The sequence below is a fragment of the Hyphobacterium sp. CCMP332 genome (genome assembly GCF_014323565.1).
Taxonomy (GTDB): domain Bacteria; phylum Pseudomonadota; class Alphaproteobacteria; order Caulobacterales; family Maricaulaceae; genus Hyphobacterium.
The window spans coordinates 2,295,375-2,314,129 of the sequence record NZ_CP058669.1 but is presented as its reverse complement, the minus strand read 5'-3'; the positions used below and the strand labels follow the sequence as shown (position 1 = coordinate 2,314,129).

At 58.0% G+C, this 18,755-nt stretch carries 21 protein-coding genes; 8 read left to right on the top strand and 13 right to left on the bottom strand.

Features of this window, described 5'->3' with window-relative positions:
* Nucleotides 1-59: 59 nt before the first annotated feature.
* Entirely contained in the window at nt 60-1,541 is a 1,482-nt protein-coding gene (locus HXX25_RS11645) for a DASS family sodium-coupled anion symporter (protein ID WP_187166076.1), read from the bottom strand.
* Between the two features lie 9 nt (nt 1,542-1,550).
* Complete coding sequence (locus HXX25_RS11640) at nt 1,551-1,739, bottom strand: zinc-finger domain-containing protein (protein ID WP_187166075.1); 189 nt, start codon at nt 1,737-1,739, stop codon at nt 1,551-1,553.
* Between the two features lie 78 nt (nt 1,740-1,817).
* Here HXX25_RS11640 and HXX25_RS11635 point away from each other — a divergent pair, with 78 nt between their 5' ends.
* Both HXX25_RS11635 and HXX25_RS11630 read left to right on the top strand, forming a co-directional pair.
* Nucleotides 1,818-2,774: an ABC transporter ATP-binding protein gene (locus HXX25_RS11635; RefSeq protein WP_233346684.1), complete on the top strand. Its 957-nt coding sequence runs from the start codon at nt 1,818-1,820 to the stop codon at nt 2,772-2,774.
* Nucleotides 2,775-2,832: 58 nt separating this feature from the next.
* Nucleotides 2,833-3,204, top strand: coding sequence for a hypothetical protein (locus HXX25_RS11630; protein WP_187166073.1), 372 nt, complete (start codon nt 2,833-2,835; stop codon nt 3,202-3,204).
* On the opposite strand, the gene HXX25_RS11625 is transcribed toward HXX25_RS11630, so the two are convergent.
* The 6 genes from HXX25_RS11625 to HXX25_RS11600 all read right to left on the bottom strand — a co-directional run bounded on the left by HXX25_RS11625 (nt 3,205) and on the right by HXX25_RS11600 (nt 9,081).
* Nucleotides 3,205-4,077 (bottom strand): ParB/RepB/Spo0J family partition protein, encoded by an 873-nt coding sequence (locus HXX25_RS11625; RefSeq protein WP_187166072.1) that lies wholly within the window; start codon nt 4,075-4,077, stop codon nt 3,205-3,207. It abuts the gene before it with no gap.
* Entirely contained in the window at nt 4,074-4,916 is an 843-nt protein-coding gene (locus HXX25_RS11620; RefSeq protein ID WP_187166071.1) for a ParA family protein, read from the bottom strand. Before HXX25_RS11620 ends, HXX25_RS11625 begins: the two co-directional genes overlap by 4 nt.
* A complete protein-coding gene (rsmG, locus tag HXX25_RS11615; protein ID WP_187166070.1) occupies nt 4,909-5,559 on the bottom strand; it encodes a 16S rRNA (guanine(527)-N(7))-methyltransferase RsmG in 651 nt (216 codons plus the stop codon). Before rsmG ends, HXX25_RS11620 begins: the two co-directional genes overlap by 8 nt.
* Nucleotide 5,560: 1 nt before the next feature.
* A complete protein-coding gene (mnmG, locus tag HXX25_RS11610; RefSeq protein WP_187166069.1) occupies nt 5,561-7,423 on the bottom strand; it encodes a tRNA uridine-5-carboxymethylaminomethyl(34) synthesis enzyme MnmG in 1,863 nt (620 codons plus the stop codon).
* 90 nt (nt 7,424-7,513) lie between these two features.
* Nucleotides 7,514-8,839 carry a tRNA uridine-5-carboxymethylaminomethyl(34) synthesis GTPase MnmE gene (gene mnmE, locus HXX25_RS11605; RefSeq protein WP_187166068.1) on the bottom strand — a complete coding sequence of 442 codons (1,326 nt, stop codon included), beginning with the start codon at nt 8,837-8,839 and terminating at the stop codon, nt 7,514-7,516.
* Between the two features lie 5 nt (nt 8,840-8,844).
* The gene (locus HXX25_RS11600; protein WP_187166067.1) at nt 8,845-9,081 is read right to left on the bottom strand and encodes a DUF6489 family protein; all 237 of its coding nucleotides are present in this window, start codon (nt 9,079-9,081) and stop codon (nt 8,845-8,847) included.
* Nucleotides 9,082-9,163: 82 nt separating this feature from the next.
* On the opposite strand from HXX25_RS11600, the gene HXX25_RS11595 reads away from it, so the two are divergent.
* On the top strand, nt 9,164-9,859 hold the full coding sequence (locus tag HXX25_RS11595; protein ID WP_187166066.1) for a dienelactone hydrolase family protein: 696 nt from the start codon (nt 9,164-9,166) through the stop codon (nt 9,857-9,859).
* 8 nt (nt 9,860-9,867) lie between these two features.
* On the top strand, nt 9,868-10,701 hold the full coding sequence (locus HXX25_RS11590) for a glycerophosphodiester phosphodiesterase family protein (RefSeq protein ID WP_187166065.1): 834 nt from the start codon (nt 9,868-9,870) through the stop codon (nt 10,699-10,701).
* Here HXX25_RS11590 and HXX25_RS11585 read toward each other — a convergent pair.
* From HXX25_RS11585 to hemE, 5 genes are all read right to left on the bottom strand, one after another.
* Nucleotides 10,698-11,324: a glutathione S-transferase family protein gene (locus HXX25_RS11585; RefSeq protein WP_187166064.1), complete on the bottom strand. Its 627-nt coding sequence runs from the start codon at nt 11,322-11,324 to the stop codon at nt 10,698-10,700. The genes HXX25_RS11590 and HXX25_RS11585 overlap by 4 nt on opposite strands.
* Before the next feature lie 9 nt (nt 11,325-11,333).
* Entirely contained in the window at nt 11,334-12,599 is a 1,266-nt protein-coding gene (gene rho, locus HXX25_RS11580) for a transcription termination factor Rho (protein ID WP_370543769.1), read from the bottom strand.
* A 323-nt stretch (nt 12,600-12,922) separates the two neighbouring features.
* Nucleotides 12,923-13,387 (bottom strand): CopD family protein, encoded by a 465-nt coding sequence (locus HXX25_RS11575; protein WP_187166062.1) that lies wholly within the window; start codon nt 13,385-13,387, stop codon nt 12,923-12,925.
* A complete protein-coding gene (hemH, locus tag HXX25_RS11570) occupies nt 13,380-14,417 on the bottom strand; it encodes a ferrochelatase (protein ID WP_187166061.1) in 1,038 nt (345 codons plus the stop codon). The genes HXX25_RS11575 and hemH overlap by 8 nt, the downstream gene beginning before the upstream one ends.
* Nucleotides 14,418-14,419: 2 nt before the next feature.
* Nucleotides 14,420-15,442 (bottom strand): uroporphyrinogen decarboxylase, encoded by a 1,023-nt coding sequence (hemE, locus tag HXX25_RS11565; protein ID WP_187166060.1) that lies wholly within the window; start codon nt 15,440-15,442, stop codon nt 14,420-14,422.
* 453 nt (nt 15,443-15,895) lie between these two features.
* Between hemE and HXX25_RS11560 the strand changes: the two genes are divergently transcribed.
* Genes HXX25_RS11560 through coaE form a run of 4 tightly spaced genes read left to right on the top strand, consistent with a single transcriptional unit; the run spans nt 15,896 to nt 18,753 of the window.
* Nucleotides 15,896-16,732, top strand: coding sequence for a pyruvate, water dikinase regulatory protein (locus HXX25_RS11560; protein ID WP_187166059.1), 837 nt, complete (start codon nt 15,896-15,898; stop codon nt 16,730-16,732).
* On the top strand, nt 16,729-17,316 hold the full coding sequence (locus tag HXX25_RS11555) for a nucleoside triphosphate pyrophosphatase (protein ID WP_187166058.1): 588 nt from the start codon (nt 16,729-16,731) through the stop codon (nt 17,314-17,316). Before HXX25_RS11560 ends, HXX25_RS11555 begins: the two co-directional genes overlap by 4 nt.
* A complete protein-coding gene (locus HXX25_RS11550) occupies nt 17,313-18,152 on the top strand; it encodes a shikimate dehydrogenase (protein WP_187166057.1) in 840 nt (279 codons plus the stop codon). Before HXX25_RS11555 ends, HXX25_RS11550 begins: the two co-directional genes overlap by 4 nt.
* Nucleotides 18,145-18,753 (top strand): dephospho-CoA kinase, encoded by a 609-nt coding sequence (coaE, locus tag HXX25_RS11545; protein WP_187167840.1) that lies wholly within the window; start codon nt 18,145-18,147, stop codon nt 18,751-18,753. Before HXX25_RS11550 ends, coaE begins: the two co-directional genes overlap by 8 nt.
* Nucleotides 18,754-18,755 lie beyond the last annotated feature (2 nt).

Genomic DNA, 18,755 nt, shown 5'->3' with positions numbered 1-18,755 from the left:
AGCCCTTGCTTGCGTGCTTGCCAAGCTAGGCGGGGTTGCCGGGAGAGGCAATTGGCCTGTCAGCCCGGGAACACAATCGGGCCGAGGATTGCGCCCAGAGCGGCAATCACCACCGCGCCGGCGAGGTTCAGCCGGAAGCCCGCCCGCATCATCTGGCCCTGCGTGGCCGCGCCCGAGGCATAGACGATGGCGTTCGGCGCAGTGGCGACCGGCAGCATGAAGGCAAAGCTGGCCGCAATCGCCACCGGCACGATGAGGCGCTCGGCCGGAAAGCCCGCGCCCGCCGCCATGGCGGCGAGGACTGGCAGGAAGGCCGAGGTTGTGGCCACGTTGGAGGTCAGCTCGGTCAGGAAGATGACCGTGAGCACCAGCGTGAAGATGAGGAGCGGGGCCGGGAAGGCTTGCAGGAAGCTCATCTGCACACCCAGCCAGTCGGCCAGGCCGGTCGCCGTCAAGGCCGCCGCCAATGACAATCCGCCGCCGAACAGCACGATCACATTCCATGGAAGGCGGGCGGTATCCTCCCAGACCATCAGCATCTTGCCCTTGCCATCGCCCTGCCCGCCCGCGGGAATCAGGAAGGCGAGGAGCGCGCCGAGAATGGCGATCTGGGTGTTGGAAACGCCGAGCTCTATGGTCAGGCCCAATGCCTCGCCGATCCAGTCCAGCAGAGGATTCCAGAGATAGGCCTGGCCCATCCACAGGGATGCGACCACTCCGAACAGTATGGCGACGCGGGTTTCCGGCGTGGTGATCCGTCCCAGCGCGGTCAATTCTGCGGTGACAATGCGCCGCGCCGCGCCCGAATCGACCCGGCTGGTCAGCTTGAACGCCCAGCGCGTGAGGATGAACCACATCACGGGTATAAACAGGATGACGGCCGGCAGCCCCATCATTGACCAGGTGACGGGGTCAATCGTGCGGCCGAATTCGCGCTCCAGAAAGCCGATGGCAATGAGGTTGGTCGGTGTACCGACAAAGACCCCGACGCCACCGACGGAAGCGGCATAGGCCACGCCCAGGGCCAGCGCGACTGGGAAATCCTTGCTGGCATGGCCTTCCTTCATCACCTCCTGCGCCACGCGAAGCGCAATCGGAATCATCATGATGGTGGTCGCCGTATTGGAAATCCACATGGAGAGAAGCGCGGCGGCGGTCATGAAGCCGGCGACCAGAAAGTCCGGGCGGCCGCCGAAAATCTTCACGACATTGAGCGCGATGCGGGTGTGCAGATTCCAGCGCTCGACCGCCATGGCAATAATGAAGCCGCCGAGCAGGAGCATGACGATGGGGCTAGCATAGGGGCTGGATGTTGCGGCGACCGAATTGATGTCCAGAAGCGGAAACAGCGCCAGAGGCACCAGCGCGGTTGCGGCAATGGGAATGGCTTCGGTCGCCCACCATGCCGCCATCATCAGGGCAAGCGAAGCGAGGAGCCAGGCTTCGCGGCTGAGGCCTTCGGGCAGCGGGATCAGCTGTAAGCCTAGGGCCAGGGCCAGGCCCGAAATCAGGCCGATATTCTGGGCGGGACTGCGCGCCATGCTGCCGCGTCAGGCTGCGGTATCTGCAGGGCCACCCTTGGCGACAAAGCGGCGGTCGCAATATCCGCATTCAACAAATCCGGCATCCCGATCCATTTCGTACCAGACTTTGGGATGCCCCAACGCGCCACCGCCGCCATCACAGGAAACGCGATGCTGATCCGTGATAACAATTTCGGGAGGTTGGGGCGCGGGCATGGCAGGGCTCCGATGGACATGGGCAAGTGAGAGGCATAGTTATGGGTCTGAACCCGAGCCGTCAATCAGGACATGTCGATGAATGAATTGCCCGAATACGCTCTGGAGGCCGTCGATCTGCGCAAGACGTATGGCGGGAGCAAAACCACACCCGGCAAGGAAGCGCTGAAAGGCGTGACCTTGCGGATCAAACGCGGTTCAATCTTCGGGCTTCTGGGGCCAAATGGTGCCGGAAAGTCGACCTTTATCAATATCTTCGCTGGTCTCGTAAACAAGACATCCGGCAAGGCAATCATCTGGGGCCGGGATATCGACAAGGAAGCGCGCAATGCCCGCGCCGCCATCGGGATCGTGCCCCAGGAAATCAATATGGACGTGTTCTTCACGCCCTATGAGACGCTGGAATTGATGGCGGGGTTTTATGGCGTTCCCAAGGGTGAGCGCCGGACCGAAGAGATTCTGGCCGCTGTCGGCCTGTCGGACAAACGCGACGCCTATGTGCGGCAATTGTCCGGTGGGATGAAGCGCCGCCTGCTAGTCGCGAAAGCGCTGGTCCACAATCCACCTATCCTGGTGCTGGATGAACCGACCGCCGGCGTCGATATCGAGCTGCGCCGCCAGCTCTGGGCCTATGTGCGTGAGCTCCATGCCGCCGGCACGACTATCGTTCTCACCACGCATTATCTGGAGGAAGCGCAAGAACTTTGTGACGAAATCGCCATTGTCGATCAAGGCGAGGTGATTGCCTGCGAGCCCAAGGAATCGCTGCTCAAGCGGATGGATACCAAGGTTCTGGTGATTGACCCGGTCGAGACACTGGATGCCGTGCCGGAAACACTGGCTGGTTTCGAGACGGAGTTGCGGAGCGGCGGTTCCCTTGCGGTAACCTACAGGTTCGGGGCGCAATCGGTGGCGGAAATTATTGAAAAATATAATGCTTCCGGCGCGCGGATTGCGGATTTGCGCACCGAGGAGCCGGATCTGGAAGACGTCTTCATGGCCTTGACCTATAAACGCGACGGCCACGCGGCCTGAAGACGCCTTTATTTGGTCAAATCTGGCGGCGAGGGTTCAGTGGCAAACGGAGGCCATCATGAAGTTCATTCGCCGCGTATTCGCCGCACTGGTTTCGCTCGGGCTGTTTGCATTTCTCACCTATGTCTTTTCTGTTTTCCTCAACCCGCAAGGCCAAAGCGGCTGGGTGACAGCGCTTGTGCTCGTTAGCGTTTCGGCCATTGGCTGCATAATGCTCTATGCGTGGATCGCCACACCCGGACGGCGGATCGAGCTGGACCCCGGGCTGGATGAGGACGGTGGGTCCATTGGTCTGGGCCTGACCGGCGTGGGTATGGCGAATCGCCGGCGGCGGGAGGAAGGCGATCCGGACGATGTTGGCGGACGCCGGCAGCGTGATCCGGAAGATGATTCTGATGGTTCAGATGCCGGATCCACGGATATGACCTGATTATCCGGCGTTCAGGCGCCGTATAATGTCATCCAGCTGTTCGAGCCTGGTGTAAGAAATCGTCAAGCGCCCGGCCTCTCCCTTGCCGTGGTCAATCTCCACCGAAAGTCCGAGCCGGTGGGAGATGTCCTGTTCGAGCGCCCGCGTATCGGCGTCCTTTGCTGAAGATGCCGATTTGACCTCGAGGGCTTTTTTGCCGCCCGGAGCTTTCATGAGATTTTCGGCCTGCCGGACACTCAGGCCCTGGCTGACGATATTGTCGGCGAGAACCTCGCAATTGGGAGCGGTAGCGATTGCCCGCGCATGGCCCATCGACAACCGGCCGGAAGCCAGGTGATCAAGAACGCTTTCGGGCAAGGCCAGAAGACGCATCATATTGGCAATATGGCTGCGGCTTTTTCCGACGGCGCGAGCAATTTCGTCCTGTGTGTGCTCGAATCGGTCGACCAGTTGTTTATAGGCGCGCGCTTCCTCGACCGGGTTGAGGTCTGCGCGTTGAACATTTTCGACGATGGCGATTTCCAGCGTTTCGCGATCCGTCAGATCCCGGATCAGAACCGGAATTTCGTGAAGGCGGGCCATTTGAGCGGCGCGCCAGCGGCGTTCCCCCGCGACAATCTGATAGCCATCGCCGCCGGGTGCCGGGCGGACGAGAACCGGTTGCAGCAAGCCCTTCTCGCTGATTGACGCCGACAGGGATTGCAGATCCGTTTCAGAGAAGACACGGCGTGGCTGGTCCGGGTTGGCGTTGATCTCCCCGATCGGGATCATTTGAGCGCCCCCGGCACCCGGATTCTGGGCGTCCGCCATGTCACCGTCATTCAATAGCGCCGAGAGGCCCCGGCCGAGGCCGCGTGTGCGTTCCTTGCTCATGCTGGAACCTTTTCATTTTCAAGGCGTTGACGCTTTTCCTGCTGAACAATCTCTTTCGCCAGAGCGATATAGGCCTGGCTGCCGGTACAATTGAGATCGTAGAGGAGAACGGGCTTGCCGAAGGAAGGTGCTTCGGAGACCCGCACATTGCGCGGGATCAGGGTTTTATAGACCTGATCACCGAAATGTTCGCGGACATCGGCCTCGACCTGGCCAGAGAGGTTGTTGCGTGCATCAAACATGGTGAGGACGACGCCCTGGACGGCGAGTTTGGGATTGAGGTTGGATCGGACCAGTTCGATGGTCCGCATCAACTGGCTCAACCCCTCGAGCGCAAAGAACTCACATTGAAGCGGAACCAGAACTGAGTCAGCAGATGTCAAGGCATTGACAGTCAACAGATTCAGCGATGGCGGGCAGTCGATCAGGACGTAATCACAATGATGGCCCGAATCAGCCAGCCGCTTGCGCAAGCGATCAATGGCGTGACGCATCCGATAGGATCGGCGCGGCGCAGAGGCCAGCTCCAGCTCAGCGCCCGACAGATCCGGGTCCGACGGTGCCAGGGACAGGCCGGGGACCAGCGTGTCGACAAGGGCGCGCTCCAGCGGTTGTTCGCCGACCAGCACATCGTATGTCGTAATCTTGCGATCTGCCGGCGGAACGCCCAGTCCGGTTGAGGCATTGCCCTGTGGGTCGAGGTCCAGAATGATGACCTGTTTGCCAATCGCGGCGAGCGCCGTACCCAGATTTATGGTCGTCGTGGTCTTCCCGACACCGCCTTTCTGATTGGCGATGGCGATCACTTTCGGTGCTTTTCCGCGGTAGGCCTCAGGCATGACGATTTCCCTTTCTGGGTCGAACCGAGGAGAAATGCAGTATGACTCCATCCCCGCTGGTCAGACTTGGCCGAACATCCACGTCGAAGGTCCAGTATTTATTGGCATCCGTCAATTCCTGACGGTAGCGTTGACCCTTGGGAAAGAGGCAGAGGCCATCGCTTTTCAACAGCGGATAGCCATACCATAGCAGCTTGTCGAGGGATGCCACGGCTCTTGCCGTGATCACGTCAAATTTTCGGGAACGGTCCATGGCCTCGACGCGGCAGTTTTCCATCCGGGCCGGCGCCCCGGTTGCCGCGATTGTCGTCTGGACAAAACGCGCCTTCTTGCCAACGGATTCGACCATGACGAGTTCGCTGCCGGACAGCCCGCGATCCTTCATGGCCAACGCCAGTGCCAGGCCGGGTATTCCGGCGCCGGCGCCAAAATCCAGCCACCGCAATCCGTCTTGCGGGGCATGGTCGATCAGCTGGAAGCCATCCAGGGCATGGCGCCGCCAGAAATCGTCCATGGTGGAGCGGCCGACAAGGTTGGTGGCCTTGTTCGCTTCAGCCAGAAGATCATGCCAGACGACAAAATTCTCGAGTGTTTCACGTGAAACATTTGTCGCGGACCGGAATTCTGCAGGGCCGTAACTCAATTCAACCCGCCCGCCGTGATTGCCGGATATGGGCGAGCACCGCTGTAATAGCGCCGGGCGTGACGCCCTCTATGCGACTCGCCTGGCCGAGCGTAGCGGGCCGGACAGCTTTAAGCTTTTCGCGGGCTTCCGAGGACAGACCGCCAATCGCGCCATAATCCAGGCCGGGCGGGAGGTTGATGGCCTCATCCCGGCGGAAGGCCAGAATGTCGGCCTCCTGACGCTGCAGATAATTGGCGTAGACGGCCTCGATGGCCAATTGCTCACCGATACCCTCATCAATGCCTTCGAGCTCGCCAAAGGCGGCGCACAGCGTAGACCAGGTGACATCGGGATAGCTCAGGAGTTCCCTTGCCGTTCGGCGGCGGCCATCCTGATTTATGGCAATGCCGAGCTTTTGAGCCTCCGCCGGTGTCAGGGAGAGTCGGTCGAGGGCTTCTTGCGCAGCACCAAGCGCTTCTGCCTTGTGGGCAAAGCGATCCTGGCGCTCCGTCGAAACCCCGCCCAAGCTTATGGCAAGAGGAGTCAAACGCTGATCTGCATTATCGGCCCTTAGGGAAAGCCGGTATTCGGCGCGGCTGGTAAACATTCGATAAGGCTCACTGACACCTCGAGTCACGAGGTCATCAATCAACACGCCGATATAGGCTTCGGAGCGGCTCAGAATGACGGGTTCGTCACCGCAAGCGGCACGCGCGGCATTGATCCCCGCCATGAGTCCCTGTGCGGCGGCTTCTTCGTAGCCGGTCGTACCGTTGATCTGGCCCGCAAGATAAAGCCCTGGCGCAGCGCGGACCTGCAGGTCCGGCGTCAATTCGCGCGGATCGACATAATCATATTCAATGGCGTAGCCGTATCGGGCAACCTCGACATTTTCGAGCCCCGGAATGGTCCGCAGAAAGGCCAGCTGAACGCGGTCCGGCAAGGAGGTCGAAATGCCATTGGGATAGACGAGGTCGGTATCCAGGCCTTCGGGCTCCAGGAAAATCTGGTGGCTATCCTTGTCGGCAAACCGATGGATCTTGTCTTCAATGGAGGGGCAATAGCGCGGCCCCCGGCCGGATATGCCACCACCGTAAACCGCCGACTGATCGAGATTTTCAGCAATAATCCTATGCGTTTCAGATGTCGTATGGGTAATGCCGCATTTGATCTGGGGCACGCGGATCCGGTCGGTCAGAAAGGAAAACGGGAAGGGTGTTTCGTCTGCCGGCTGCGTATCCAGCGCGGACCAGTCAATCGTCGAACCCTTCAAACGCGCCGGTGTCCCGGTCTTGAGCCGGCCCATGCGCAAGCCCAGACCATAAAGCCGGTCCGACAGGCCAATGGCAGGTTTTTCCCCGAAACGCCCCGCAGGTGTCCGCTCCAGGCCACGGTGAATCACGCCCTTGAGAAAGGTGCCAGTCGTCAGAACAACAGCCGCGCAGCTCCATTCCCGGCCATCCTCTGCAACAACGCCACAAATCCGGCCGTCGGCATCCGTTACAAGGTCCTCGATCGCGGCCGCCTCGATGGTCAGATTTGGCGTCGCGGCCAGTTCGGCCTGCATGGCTTCTCTGTAAAGCCGGCGGTCGGACTGGGTTCGCGGGCCGCGAACCGCCGGCCCCTTGGAACGATTGAGCAAGCGGAACTGGATTCCCGACGCATCGGCAATGCGGCCCATAACGCCGTCCATTGCATCAATTTCACGGACGAGATGCCCCTTGCCGAGGCCGCCAATGGCCGGGTTGCAGGACATTTCGCCAATCGTCGCTGGGTTATGGGTCAGAAGGAGGGTGCGGGATCCCAGGCGCGCGCTCGCCGCCGCCGCCTCACAGCCCGCGTGACCTCCGCCAATAATAATGACATCCCATTTCCGGGTCATCTGACCAACTCCATCAAGGGCGCGCTATGTAAGGGTTCCGGGCCCGAGAGTCGAGGGGGCCACGCCTCTGTTTCACGTGAAACAATCGGTCTATTTGCCAACGCAGAAGCGCGAAAACACTTCGCCCAGAACATCCTCGATATCGACCCGGCCCGTCAGGCTTTCGAGGGATTGAATGGCCATCCTCAAATCCTCGCCCGCCAATTCCGGCTGATTCAAAAGCCCGGCGGCCCGTGCCAAAGCCTCGCTGGCCCGCTCGACATTTCTGCGATGCCGGGCGCGGGACAATGCCGGCAGCTCCCGCCGACCCAGCCGCTTCTGTACTTCCACTTCCAGCCATTGTTCGATCTCAGCCAGGCCCTCGCCTTCCGTTATCGATACCGACATGACGGCCGAATGAGAGTCAGGGGGAGTCATGTTGACTCCCAAATCAGCCTTGTTGAGAATCAGGAGGTCGGACTTCTCCAGGATCAGAGTCATCTCCTGATTCCAACCACCGCTTCCATCCAGCACCCCCACAACGAGATCCGCAGAGTCAGCACGAGTCAGGGCGCGACGAACCCCCTCCTGCTCGACAATATCAACGGACTCCCGGAGCCCCGCCGTGTCAGAAAGAGTCACGGCAAACCCACCCATCACCAGACGCACTTCGACGATGTCGCGTGTGGTCCCCGGAATATTCGTGACAATGGCCGCATCGCGCCGTGCGAGCGCATTCAGAAGGCTGGACTTTCCGGCATTGGGCGGTCCGATGATGGCGATATTGAAGCCGTTGCGGATCTTCTCGCCGCGATGATTGTCATCGAGATGGGTCGTCATCTCAACGCAAAGCGCCTCGATCTCGCGGCGCGCCGTCCGGGCAAGATGATCCGGCACGCCCTCTTCATCCGGAAAATCAATCTCTCCCTCAATGGCCGCCATGATCGAAATCAGCTGAGTGCGCCATCCGTCATAGAGTGTTCTGAGCGCACCCGTCATTTGCGAGAGCGCCTGCTCCCTCTGACCACTGGTTTCCGCGTCAATCAGATCGGCCAGACCTTCTGCTTCGGTCAGGTCCAGCTTTCCATGCTCGAATGCCCGGCGCGTGAATTCACCCGCTTCGGCCGGGCGGCCGCCCAGTTCCATGATACGGTCCAGCACGGCCTCGATGACAGCGGGCCCGCCATGCACCTGAAACTCGGCGCAGTCTTCACCGGTAAAGCTGGCCGGTCCCGGGAATGACAGGACCAGCGCCTGATCGATCAACCTTCCGGCCTTGTCCCGTATACGCCGGAGCACCGCCTTGCGAGGCGCAGGCCGGCTTCCGGATACTGCCGATTCGAGGATCTCGCCGGTCAGGCGGCCGGAAATCCGGATCACCGCCACGCCGGAGCGTCCCGGCGGTGTGGCCAGGGCAAAAATGGTATCCGGCTGCATACTGCCTAATCTTTCGATGGGGTTCCGGCCTGACGCATCAGCGCCATGAACTGGTCCTGCATCTGCCCGCCGACACTCATCCAGTTCTTCATCAGGGCGTCCGGCTCAAGAGACGACATGTTTTCCTTCATGCGTCTCGACATTTCCTTGACCATGGCCTCGTTCAGCGGCGTCACATCAGGAAGGCCGAAAAATGCGCGCGCTTCCGCCGGGGTGCAGTCGATATCGATCTTGACCTTCATGGACGGCTTCCCTTGTTGTTGACGCCATAGCTTATATCCTCTGACGTGAGACGCTGCAAAAAGCAAATCAAGGGAGTCTTCCATGACCACCGAAATGATCACCCTCCATGGCGCCGATGGCGATTTTCAGGCCTATCGCGCCGCCCCGAAAGGCGGAAACGGCCCGGCGATCATCGTCATTCAGGAAATCTTCGGTATCAATCAGGTGATGCGGGATATTTGTGATGATCTGGCGGAGCAGGGCTATGTGGCCATCTGTCCGGACCTTTTCTGGCGTATCGAGCCCGGCATTGATATCACCGACCAGAGCCAGGAAGAATGGGACAAGGCTTTTGATCTGTTCGGGAAATTTGATGTGGATCTCGGCGTAAAGGACATCGCGACCACACTTGAACATGCCCGCCGGGAATCCGCCAACAACAAGGTCGGGGCCATTGGCTACTGCCTCGGCGGACTCCTCGCCTATCTGACCGCCTGCCGGACAGATGTTGATGCCAGCATCGGATATTACGGCGTCAATATCGCCAAATACCTCAAAGAAGCCGCCACGATTTCCGGCCATCTCATGCTGCATGTCGCGGGCAAGGACCAATTTGTCGACACCAAGGCCCAGAAAGCCATGCATGACGGGCTGGATGATCATTCAAGCGTCACGCTTCACGATTATCCAGACCAGGATCACGCTTTTGCCCGGCCGGGCGGCGATCATTTTGATGCCAAAGCCGCCGATCTCGCCAAAACTCGCAGCCGCGCTTTCCTCCAGGCGCACATCGGATAGGACGCATCATGCCACTGACCAGCCTTGTTCTTGCCTTTGCCTTGCAAACCGGACCGGCCATGCTGCCAGTCGCGGATTTGCTTGATTGTGCCCGCGAGGCCGATGCAACGCTGGTCGCGGTTCACAGAGCTGGCGGTTTTGCGCCCGGCATTCCCGAGAATTCCCTGGCCGGAATCCGGCGCGCCGCCGAATTGGGGGCCGCTTTCGCCGAAATCGACATCCGGCAGACCGCGGACGGCGAGTATGTGCTGATGCATGATGCAACGCTGGACCGGACCACAACCGGCGAGGGCGACCTCAACGCGCTCACCCTGACGGAACTCCGCAGTCTCTATCTGCGCGACAATGGCGGGCGCATTACGGTTGAGCGCATTCCGACATTGATGGAAGCATTAACACTGGCACGAGAATCCGGCATCTATCTCGAGCTCGACCTGAAAGAGATGGATCCGGAACAAGCAGCGCGCATTGTTCAGGGCGCCGGGCTGGCACCCTATAACCTGATCATCGTTTATGACGTTGAAAACGCTGGCCCGATTCAGGCCATTTCCACAGAGATCGGTATCTCGCTACCATTTACCGATCACTATGAGGTGCTGAACAGCGAACTGGATTTTTCGGGTCTGATCAGCTGGGTTGGCCGGGGTGTTCCGAATGCGCGCACGGAAGCCTTCCTGACAGGCCAGACGATCGAGACCGCCATGCATGACTTTCCGGGCGAAGCTGACGGTACAATAGACTACGCCTTTATCGACCAGATGCATGTGGAATTGCTGGCGTCCGACAATCCGTCAGAAGCCGTCGAGGCCTTCGGGCATTATGCGCTTTACTGCCGGCCCTAGTCGGCCGTGGCTCGCTTCCAGCTGTCAAGCGCAGTGGCGCGTTTGAAATAGGCTTTCAACGCTTCCGGCACGTCGTCGAATTGCTTGACGAGTTTGACCAGAAGCAGAATGTAGACAATCGACATATCCGCCAGCGTCAGGCGATCGCCAGCGAGCCACTGACGGCCGTCCAGGCCACGGCTTGTAATCAACCGGGCCTGTTTGTCGAATTCCGTTTTTGCCCAGCGCGCCAGGCCGGGGTTTCGCTTGTCTTCGGGCAACAACATATTGTGGGCCAACATCAGGCTGTTTGCCATCACCATGCTGGCCTCGCCAAAATGCAGCCATTCCAGATAGCGGGCATAATCCGGCTCGTCCGGGGTTACGACGAGATCCGTCGGTCCATATCTGCCGGCGAGATATTGCATCATCGCCAGCGATTCCAGCATCAACGTGTCGCCGTCGCGCATGGCCGGAATTTTCTGAAGCGGGTTTACGGCCTTGAAGGCCTCCCCGCCGACATTGCCATGTTTGAAATCCGGGCGCTCCAGCGCGTAGGGAATACCCATTTCCTCCATCACCCAACGGGGCCGGATGGCCCGGGTCAGAGGCGCGTAATAGAGCGTGATGTCGGGTTGGGGCATGGCTATGGCCTAAGTGTTCATGGAATCGAAGAATTCGGAATTCTGCTTTGTTTCCTTGAGCTTGGACAGAAGGAAATCAATCGCATCCTGCGCACCCATCGGGTTGAGGATGCGGCGCAGAACATAGGTTTTCTGCAAATCGACCTTGTCAACGAGCAGTTCTTCTTTCCGCGTTCCGGATTTGAGAATATCGATGGCCGGGAAGACGCGCTTGTCGGCCACTTTCCGATCCAGCACGATTTCCGAGTTACCCGTACCCTTGAACTCCTCGAAGATCACTTCATCCATACGCGAACCGGTATCGATCAGAGCAGTCGCAATAATGGAGAGCGATCCACCATTCTCGATATTCCGGGCCGCGCCGAAGAAACGTTTCGGGCGTTGCAGCGCATTGGCATCCACACCACCGGTCAACACCTTGCCCGAAGAGGGCACAACTGTGTTGTAGGCGCGGCCAAGACGCGTGATGGAATCCAGCAGGATAACGACGTCACGGCCGTGCTCGACCAGCCGCTTGGCCTTCTCGATGACCATGTCGGCAACCTGGACGTGGCGGGTGGCCGGCTCGTCAAAGGTCGAGGCAATCACCTCGCCCTTCACCGTGCGCTGCATGTCCGTCACCTCTTCGGGACGCTCGTCAATCAACAGGACAATGAGATAGCAATTGGGGTGATTGGTCTCGATGGCATGGGCAATATTCTGCAAGATCATGGTCTTGCCGGTCCGCGGTGGAGCAACGATCAGCGCGCGCTGGCCCTTGCCGATCGGCGCCACAATATCGATCACACGGCCGGTCCGGTCCTTTTTGGTCGGATCGGGCAGCTCCAGATTAAAACGTTCTTCGGGGTAGAGCGGCGTCAGATTGTCGAAATGAATCTTGTGCCGGGCCGCTTCCGGATCGACGAAATTGATCAGGCTGATCTTCAGCAGGGCAAAATAGCGCTCACCGCGCCGCGGCGCACGAATTTCGCCTTCAACGGTGTCGCCCGTGCGCAGACCGAACTTCTTGATCTGGTTCGGCGACACGTAGATATCATCCGGTCCCGCAAGATAATTGGCTTCCGGAGACCGCAGGAAACCAAAGCCATCCTGAAGAATCTCCAGCGTCCCGCCGCCGGAAATCTCGACGCCGCGTTCGGCAACTTCCTTGAGAACGGCAAACATGATGCCCTGTTTGCGCATGGTCGCCGCATTCTCGATATCGAGGGCCTCGGCGATTTCCAGCAATTCCGTGGGCTTTTTCTCCTTCAGTTCCTGAAGGGTCATGCGCGTCATGCCGTTGAGCAATTCCGGCAATTGTTTGGGCTCATTGTCGAGATCGTCTGAGTCGTTTTCGTTCTCATTGTCGAGATCGTCGTCGTCAGTTTCATTGTCATCATTATAGTCAGACATCGGGACTCACTTGTGTCATCAGAGGTCGGGAATTCGGTTTCAAAGCCTGTTTGTCGGACGGATTCCATCTGAAAATGGAACGGTCAAAACGGGAGTGTCAGGGTTTCCGGGTTCGCCAGGGACCAGGCGCACACCGGGAAAGACATTTCGCGAACGCGAAACTTTCAAAACGAGTGACACAGCCGGGGCAGATCGTCAAGATCGCCCTATCGCAATGCCACGGTCGCGATCAGTACAATAACGATGGCCAGGACGGCTGGAATTTCATTGTAAATCCGGTATTTGCGCTGTGGCCAGTCATTCGTCCCGGCCTCAAACCGCTTTTTTCGAATCGCAAATACGTGATGCAGTCCGGTGATCAGAATGACCGCTGAAAACTTCACCAGCCAGTCCCATTCATGAAAAATGGACCAGCCGCCGGATCGCTCGGCATTCGACCAGATCAGCAGTAGTCCGAAAATCCACGTTGCAATCATCGCCGGATTCATGATGAATTTCAGCAGACGGTGTTCCTGCAGTTTGAGCGTTTCATCCAGTTCGCCACCGGGAATCGCATTGCAGTGGTAGATGAACAGGCGCGGCAAATAGAGCAGGCCGGCCATCCAGGCGATAACCGCCAGAATGTGAAGGCCTCGAAACCAGTCATAACCACCGAGTACGAAATCAGACATCCGCTTCCATCCGGTTTGGACATTTTCTGAAATCTGCCGGACAAATCCGTTTCCCGCAGGGTGGTTTGAGGCCTACCGGTCCATCCAGTGCCTCCAGTGTCAGCCGGGAAAGCGTTTCAACATAACCCTTGTGGATGCCAAGGGCCGGCACGCGCAAATAGGTTTCAATGCCCTTTTCCGCAGCCAGATCACCATATTCATCGTCAAGTTCGACGAGTGTCTCGATATGCTCCGACACGAAAGCAATCGGCGTCAGAAGGATGCCTTTTCCATCTGTCGCGGCCTGATCAATGGCCTCTTCCGTTGATGGTCCGATCCATTTCAAGGGACCCACCCGGGATTGATAGCAGATCTGCCAATCGGCAATCTCCGGCAATAATCCGGCAACAGCGGCAGACGTCTGTTCAATCTGCCATTGATAGGGATCGCCTTGCTGGACAATACGCTCCGGCAAGCCATGGGCGGAAAACAACAAACGGACTGATTCAGGCGATCCGGCCGCTATCCAGGTCTCCCGGATGAGATCGGCATGAGCGGTGATGAAGGGTGTATCCGTCGGGTAGCAACAAATCGTGCGCGCCGCCGGACCGCCGGCCTCTTCCCAGCCTGTCAGCGACGAGCCAGTCGTCGACGTTGAAAATTGCGGATAAAGCGGCAACAGGACAATTTCATCCGCGCCCCAAGCTTTTACCGACTCCGCGGCTTCTGCCACAAAGGGGTGCCAGTAGCGCATGGCAATGAAGGTTTTGAATTCATTATCCGGACGGGATTTTTTGAGTTCTGCAATAAGCGCATCCGCCTGTTTTTCCGTCTCCGGCAGGAGGGGTGACCCACCTCCCATCAATTCATAATTCTTGCGGGCAGACGGGGCACGGGTTTTCGAGATAAACCAGGCCAGCGCTTCGCGAACCGGTTTGGGCGCACCGATGATCGCCGGATCGCGGAAGAGATTTCGCAAGAATGGCTGAACGTCATCGGGGCCGTCAGGCCCACCGAGATTGAACAATACGACCGCAATTTTTCGCACCATGTCTATTCGCCTCTGACTTTCCGGACGAGTTGCTCGACATGATCAATCGGAACATCCGGTGTAATGCCATGGCCCAGATTGAAAATATGGGGCCGGCCCCGGAAGGCGGAAATGATGCGCTCGATTTCCCGGTCAAGTGCATCGCCGCCGGCGCGCAGAACAGCGGGATCAAGCTGACCCTGCAACGGCATGTTCTTTGGCAGATTATCAAGCGCCCATTGCGTATTCAAACCATGATCAAGGGCCAGGGCAGTCACACCCGTTTGTTCGGCATAGGCTACATAATTCGGCCCCGCCCCCTTCGGAAAGCCGATAATCGGGCAGGTAACGCCGGCAGCCCGCAATCCTTCGACGATGCGACGGGTCGGACGTATGACAACATCTTCAAACATGGGCGGCGGCAGGCCTTCGGCCCAGCTGTCAAACAATTTGAGAACTTCAGCGCCTGCATTGGCCTGCATCACCAGATACCGGATTGTGGCATCTGCAATCAGATCGAGCAGCCTTTCCATGGCCGCCGGGTGTTCCCAATACAGTCGCCGTGAATTCCAGCGATCCTTGGATCCACCGCCCTCAATCATGTAGGTTGCGACGGTCCAGGGCGATCCGGCAAAACCGATCAGGGTTGTTTTATCCGGAAGTGCGACTGACAGATTGGCAACAGTCTGACCGACCGGTCCGAGTATGCCCTCGACATCTCCGATTTCGAGCGACGCAATGTCGTCTGCTGCCAACGGATCGAGTTTGGGTCCTTCGCCGGCAACAAACCAGACATTTCTTCCCAAAGTCATTGGAATCAATAAAATATCAGCAAACAGGATAGAGCCATCGAATCCAAATCGGCGGATCGGCTGGAGGGTGACTTCTGTTGCCTTATCAGGTGTCAGACAGAAATCGATAAAGTTTTTGGCGGTGGACCGAACCTGGCGGTATTCCGGAAGGTAGCGCCCGGCCTGACGCATCAGCCATACTGGCGGTCTGTCCAGAGCTTCACCTGCGAGAACTTTCAGAATGCTTTTCGTCATAACGGGAGGGTTAGGGGGCAATATCGTTGAAAGCAATCCGCGTTAATCACTTCTCCCCTCTTCTTTCAGAATCCTATTTAATTGATTGAGAGAGTCGTTGGGACGTTAACTATGTGAGTAAGTCATTTATCCCCATTATTCGCAGCTTTCGGGCCTGTTTGTTAAAATTGGAACCGGATTCTGTTCGTAAAACCGGATAACTGAAAAATCCAATTTAATTCAAAATGATAGAATAAGAAATTTGTGAACAAACGGTTGAAAACTATCGCTGGAACCTGAATAGGTGAATCTGTCGCTCCGATTTTCAACAGATGACGCGCCTGTGAATTCGCGATGGACATCAGGGGCGGATTTCCCCGATGATCGGAGATGAGACAAATTCACTCAGACCCCTGTTAACGAGTCCCTGACTTGTTAACACACCATTAACCTCTATCCGGACCGATAGCTTCCATGCCCAAGTCCAATTCGACCCTTCGAAGCTTTCATGTTCATCTTGTCTCGGATTCAACCGGCGAAACGCTGGGCGAAGTGATGCGGGCATCTGTCGCGCAGTTCGAAGATGTTGAAATGATCGAACATCTTTATGCGCTGGTCCGTTCGCCGCGGCAGCTTGATCGTGTGCTTCAGGAAATCGAGCGCGCGCCCGGCGTGGTGATGTATACCATCGTTTCCTCGGATATGCGGCGGCGTCTGGAAGACCATTGTCAAAAAGTCGGGGTCCCGGCGATCGCCATTCTCGATCCCATTATTGCGACATTGTCCGGTTATCTGGCGATGCCGCCTTCCAGCCGCGCAGGCGCCCAGCATGATCTTGACGCGCAATATTATGAGCGAATTGAAGCGCTCAATTATGCGATCATGCATGATGATGGTCAGGGTGGAGATCTGGAAGGTGCCGATGTTGTGCTTTTAGGGGTTAGCCGGACGTCAAAAACACCGACCTGTATCTACCTGGCTCATCGCGGTGTCAAAGCGGCCAATATTCCGCTGGTTCGCGGGGCCATGGAACCCGTTGGAATTGAAAGGCTGAAACGCCCGCTCGTGGTTGGACTGACAGCTTCGCCGGAACGGATCGTCCAGATCCGCCGGAACCGCCTTCTCTCGCTCAATGAAGACCGTGATACTGAATATGTTGATGATACAACAGTAAAAGACGAGATCATTACGGCGAAACGGTTGTATGCGCGCCATGGATGGCCGACGATTGATGTGACACGCAGATCCGTTGAGGAAACGGCGGCAAAAATTCTGAATCTCATCAATGAGCGCAAGGCGAAACTGAAATGACCGCTCTGGTTCTGGCCTCCGGGAGTGTCATCCGCCGGCAGATTCTCGAAGGCGCGGGCGTCGGGTTTCAAGTAAAAACATCGGGCGTGGACGAGGATGCCATCAAGGCCGCATCCCGGTATCAGAGCCCGTCTCAACTTGCCGTCCAGCTGGCTGAAGCCAAGGCGCGGGCCGTGTCGGTGCCGGAAGATGTTCTGGTGCTTGGAGCCGACCAGATATTGAGCCTGGAAGGCTCCCTCTACGACAAAGCCGCGTCCCGAATTGAAGCGCGAGACCGCCTCACGCTCTTGCGTGGAAAAACGCACATTCTCCATTCGGGGCTGGCCGCTGTGCGCAATGGTCAAACCATCTGGACGCATGCACAGGACAGCTCTCTGACGGTACGCGATTTTTCCGACGCCTTTCTCGATCAATATATGGACAAAGCGGGGGATGAACTCACCGCCAGTGTCGGCGCCTATGCGTTTGAAGGCCTCGGGGCACAGATTTTCGAGAGGATTGAGGGAGATTATTACGCCATTCTCGGTCTGCCGCTCTTACCGGTTTTGAATTTGCTGCGCCGCGAAGGCGTCATTCCGGCATGATAAACGGACGGACGCGGATTGCCGGTGTGATCGGTGCGCCGGTATCACACTCTCTTTCGCCGCTTCTGATGAATAGCTGGATTGCGGCTGCGGGACTGGATGCCGCCTATGTGCCGTTTCCGGCGCGCGCTGATTTTTCCGGATCCGGTTTGCGGGCCTTGAGCCAGTCCGGGCTTGCGGGTCTCAATGTCACCTTGCCGTTCAAGACGCTCGCCGCCAAAAATGCGGATATTCGCTCTGCGGGCGTGGCGGTAACAGGAGCGGCGAATCTCCTGATATTCAGCAACGGAAAAATCGAGGCCCGAAACACCGATATTGACGGTATTCTCCATGCGCTGTCGCGAGCAGGACAAAGCTTCAAAGGCAAATCTGTTCTGGTGCTGGGCGCGGGCGGCGTGGCGCGTGCCGCCTGTGCCGCCGCCCGGCAGGGCGCAGCATCCAAATTGGCTATTTCCAATCGGACCTGGTCCCGGGCGGATGATCTGGCAGCCGTTTTTGACGCTATCAGCGTCAATTGGGCCGAGCGCCAGGACGCTGCCGAGGCCGCGGATATCGTGATAAATGCCACGAGCCTTGGCATGGATGGCCTTTCGAGCCCGGAGATTGATTTTACAAGATGTCCAGCCGGAATGGTCGTGTTTGATACGGTTTACACGCCAATCCGCCGCCCGTTCATGGAAACAGCGAGAGCGGCCAGTCTGATTGCGATTGACGGATTGTCCATGTTGATCGGGCAGGCCCGGCCATCGTTTGAGGCGCTTTATGAGGCGCCTGTGCCGGAATCGATGGATGCTGACAGGCTTCTCAGAAAGGCCTTGGCCCATGACCATCTATAAACTTGGCCTGACGGGCTCGATCGGGATGGGGAAATCAACAACAGCATCCATGTTTCGTGATGCCGGAATTCCCGTGTTTGATTCCGACGCGGTGGTTCATCAACTTTATGGACCGGGTGGAAAGGCCGTTCCCCTCATCAAGGCCGCTTTTCCGGGATGCGTTGAAAATGATGCAGTCTCGCGCACAAAATTGTCTGAAGCCCTGGCTTCGGATCCCACCGGGTTTGATCGGCTGAACGCCATCGTCCATCCGCTTGTTGCGGAAGCCCGCCATGAATTTGTGAGACAGGCTGCGATCAAAGGTGAGCCACTCGTCGTGTTCGACATTCCGTTGTTGTTTGAAACGGGCAGCGAGACAGGTGTTGATGGCGTTCTGGTTGTCAGCGTGCCGGCCGAGGTTCAACGCGACCGCGTTCTGGCTCGAGAGGGCATGACATTGGCCAAATTCAATCAGATTCTTTCCCGCCAGACTCCCGATTCAGAAAAACGGGCGCGCGCCGATTTCATCATTGATACGTCAGAGGGGATAGGCGCCGCCCGGAAAGCTGTGGATGAGCTGATCTCGAAATTGAAGCGCCGTACAAATCAGGCCAGTCATTAGCC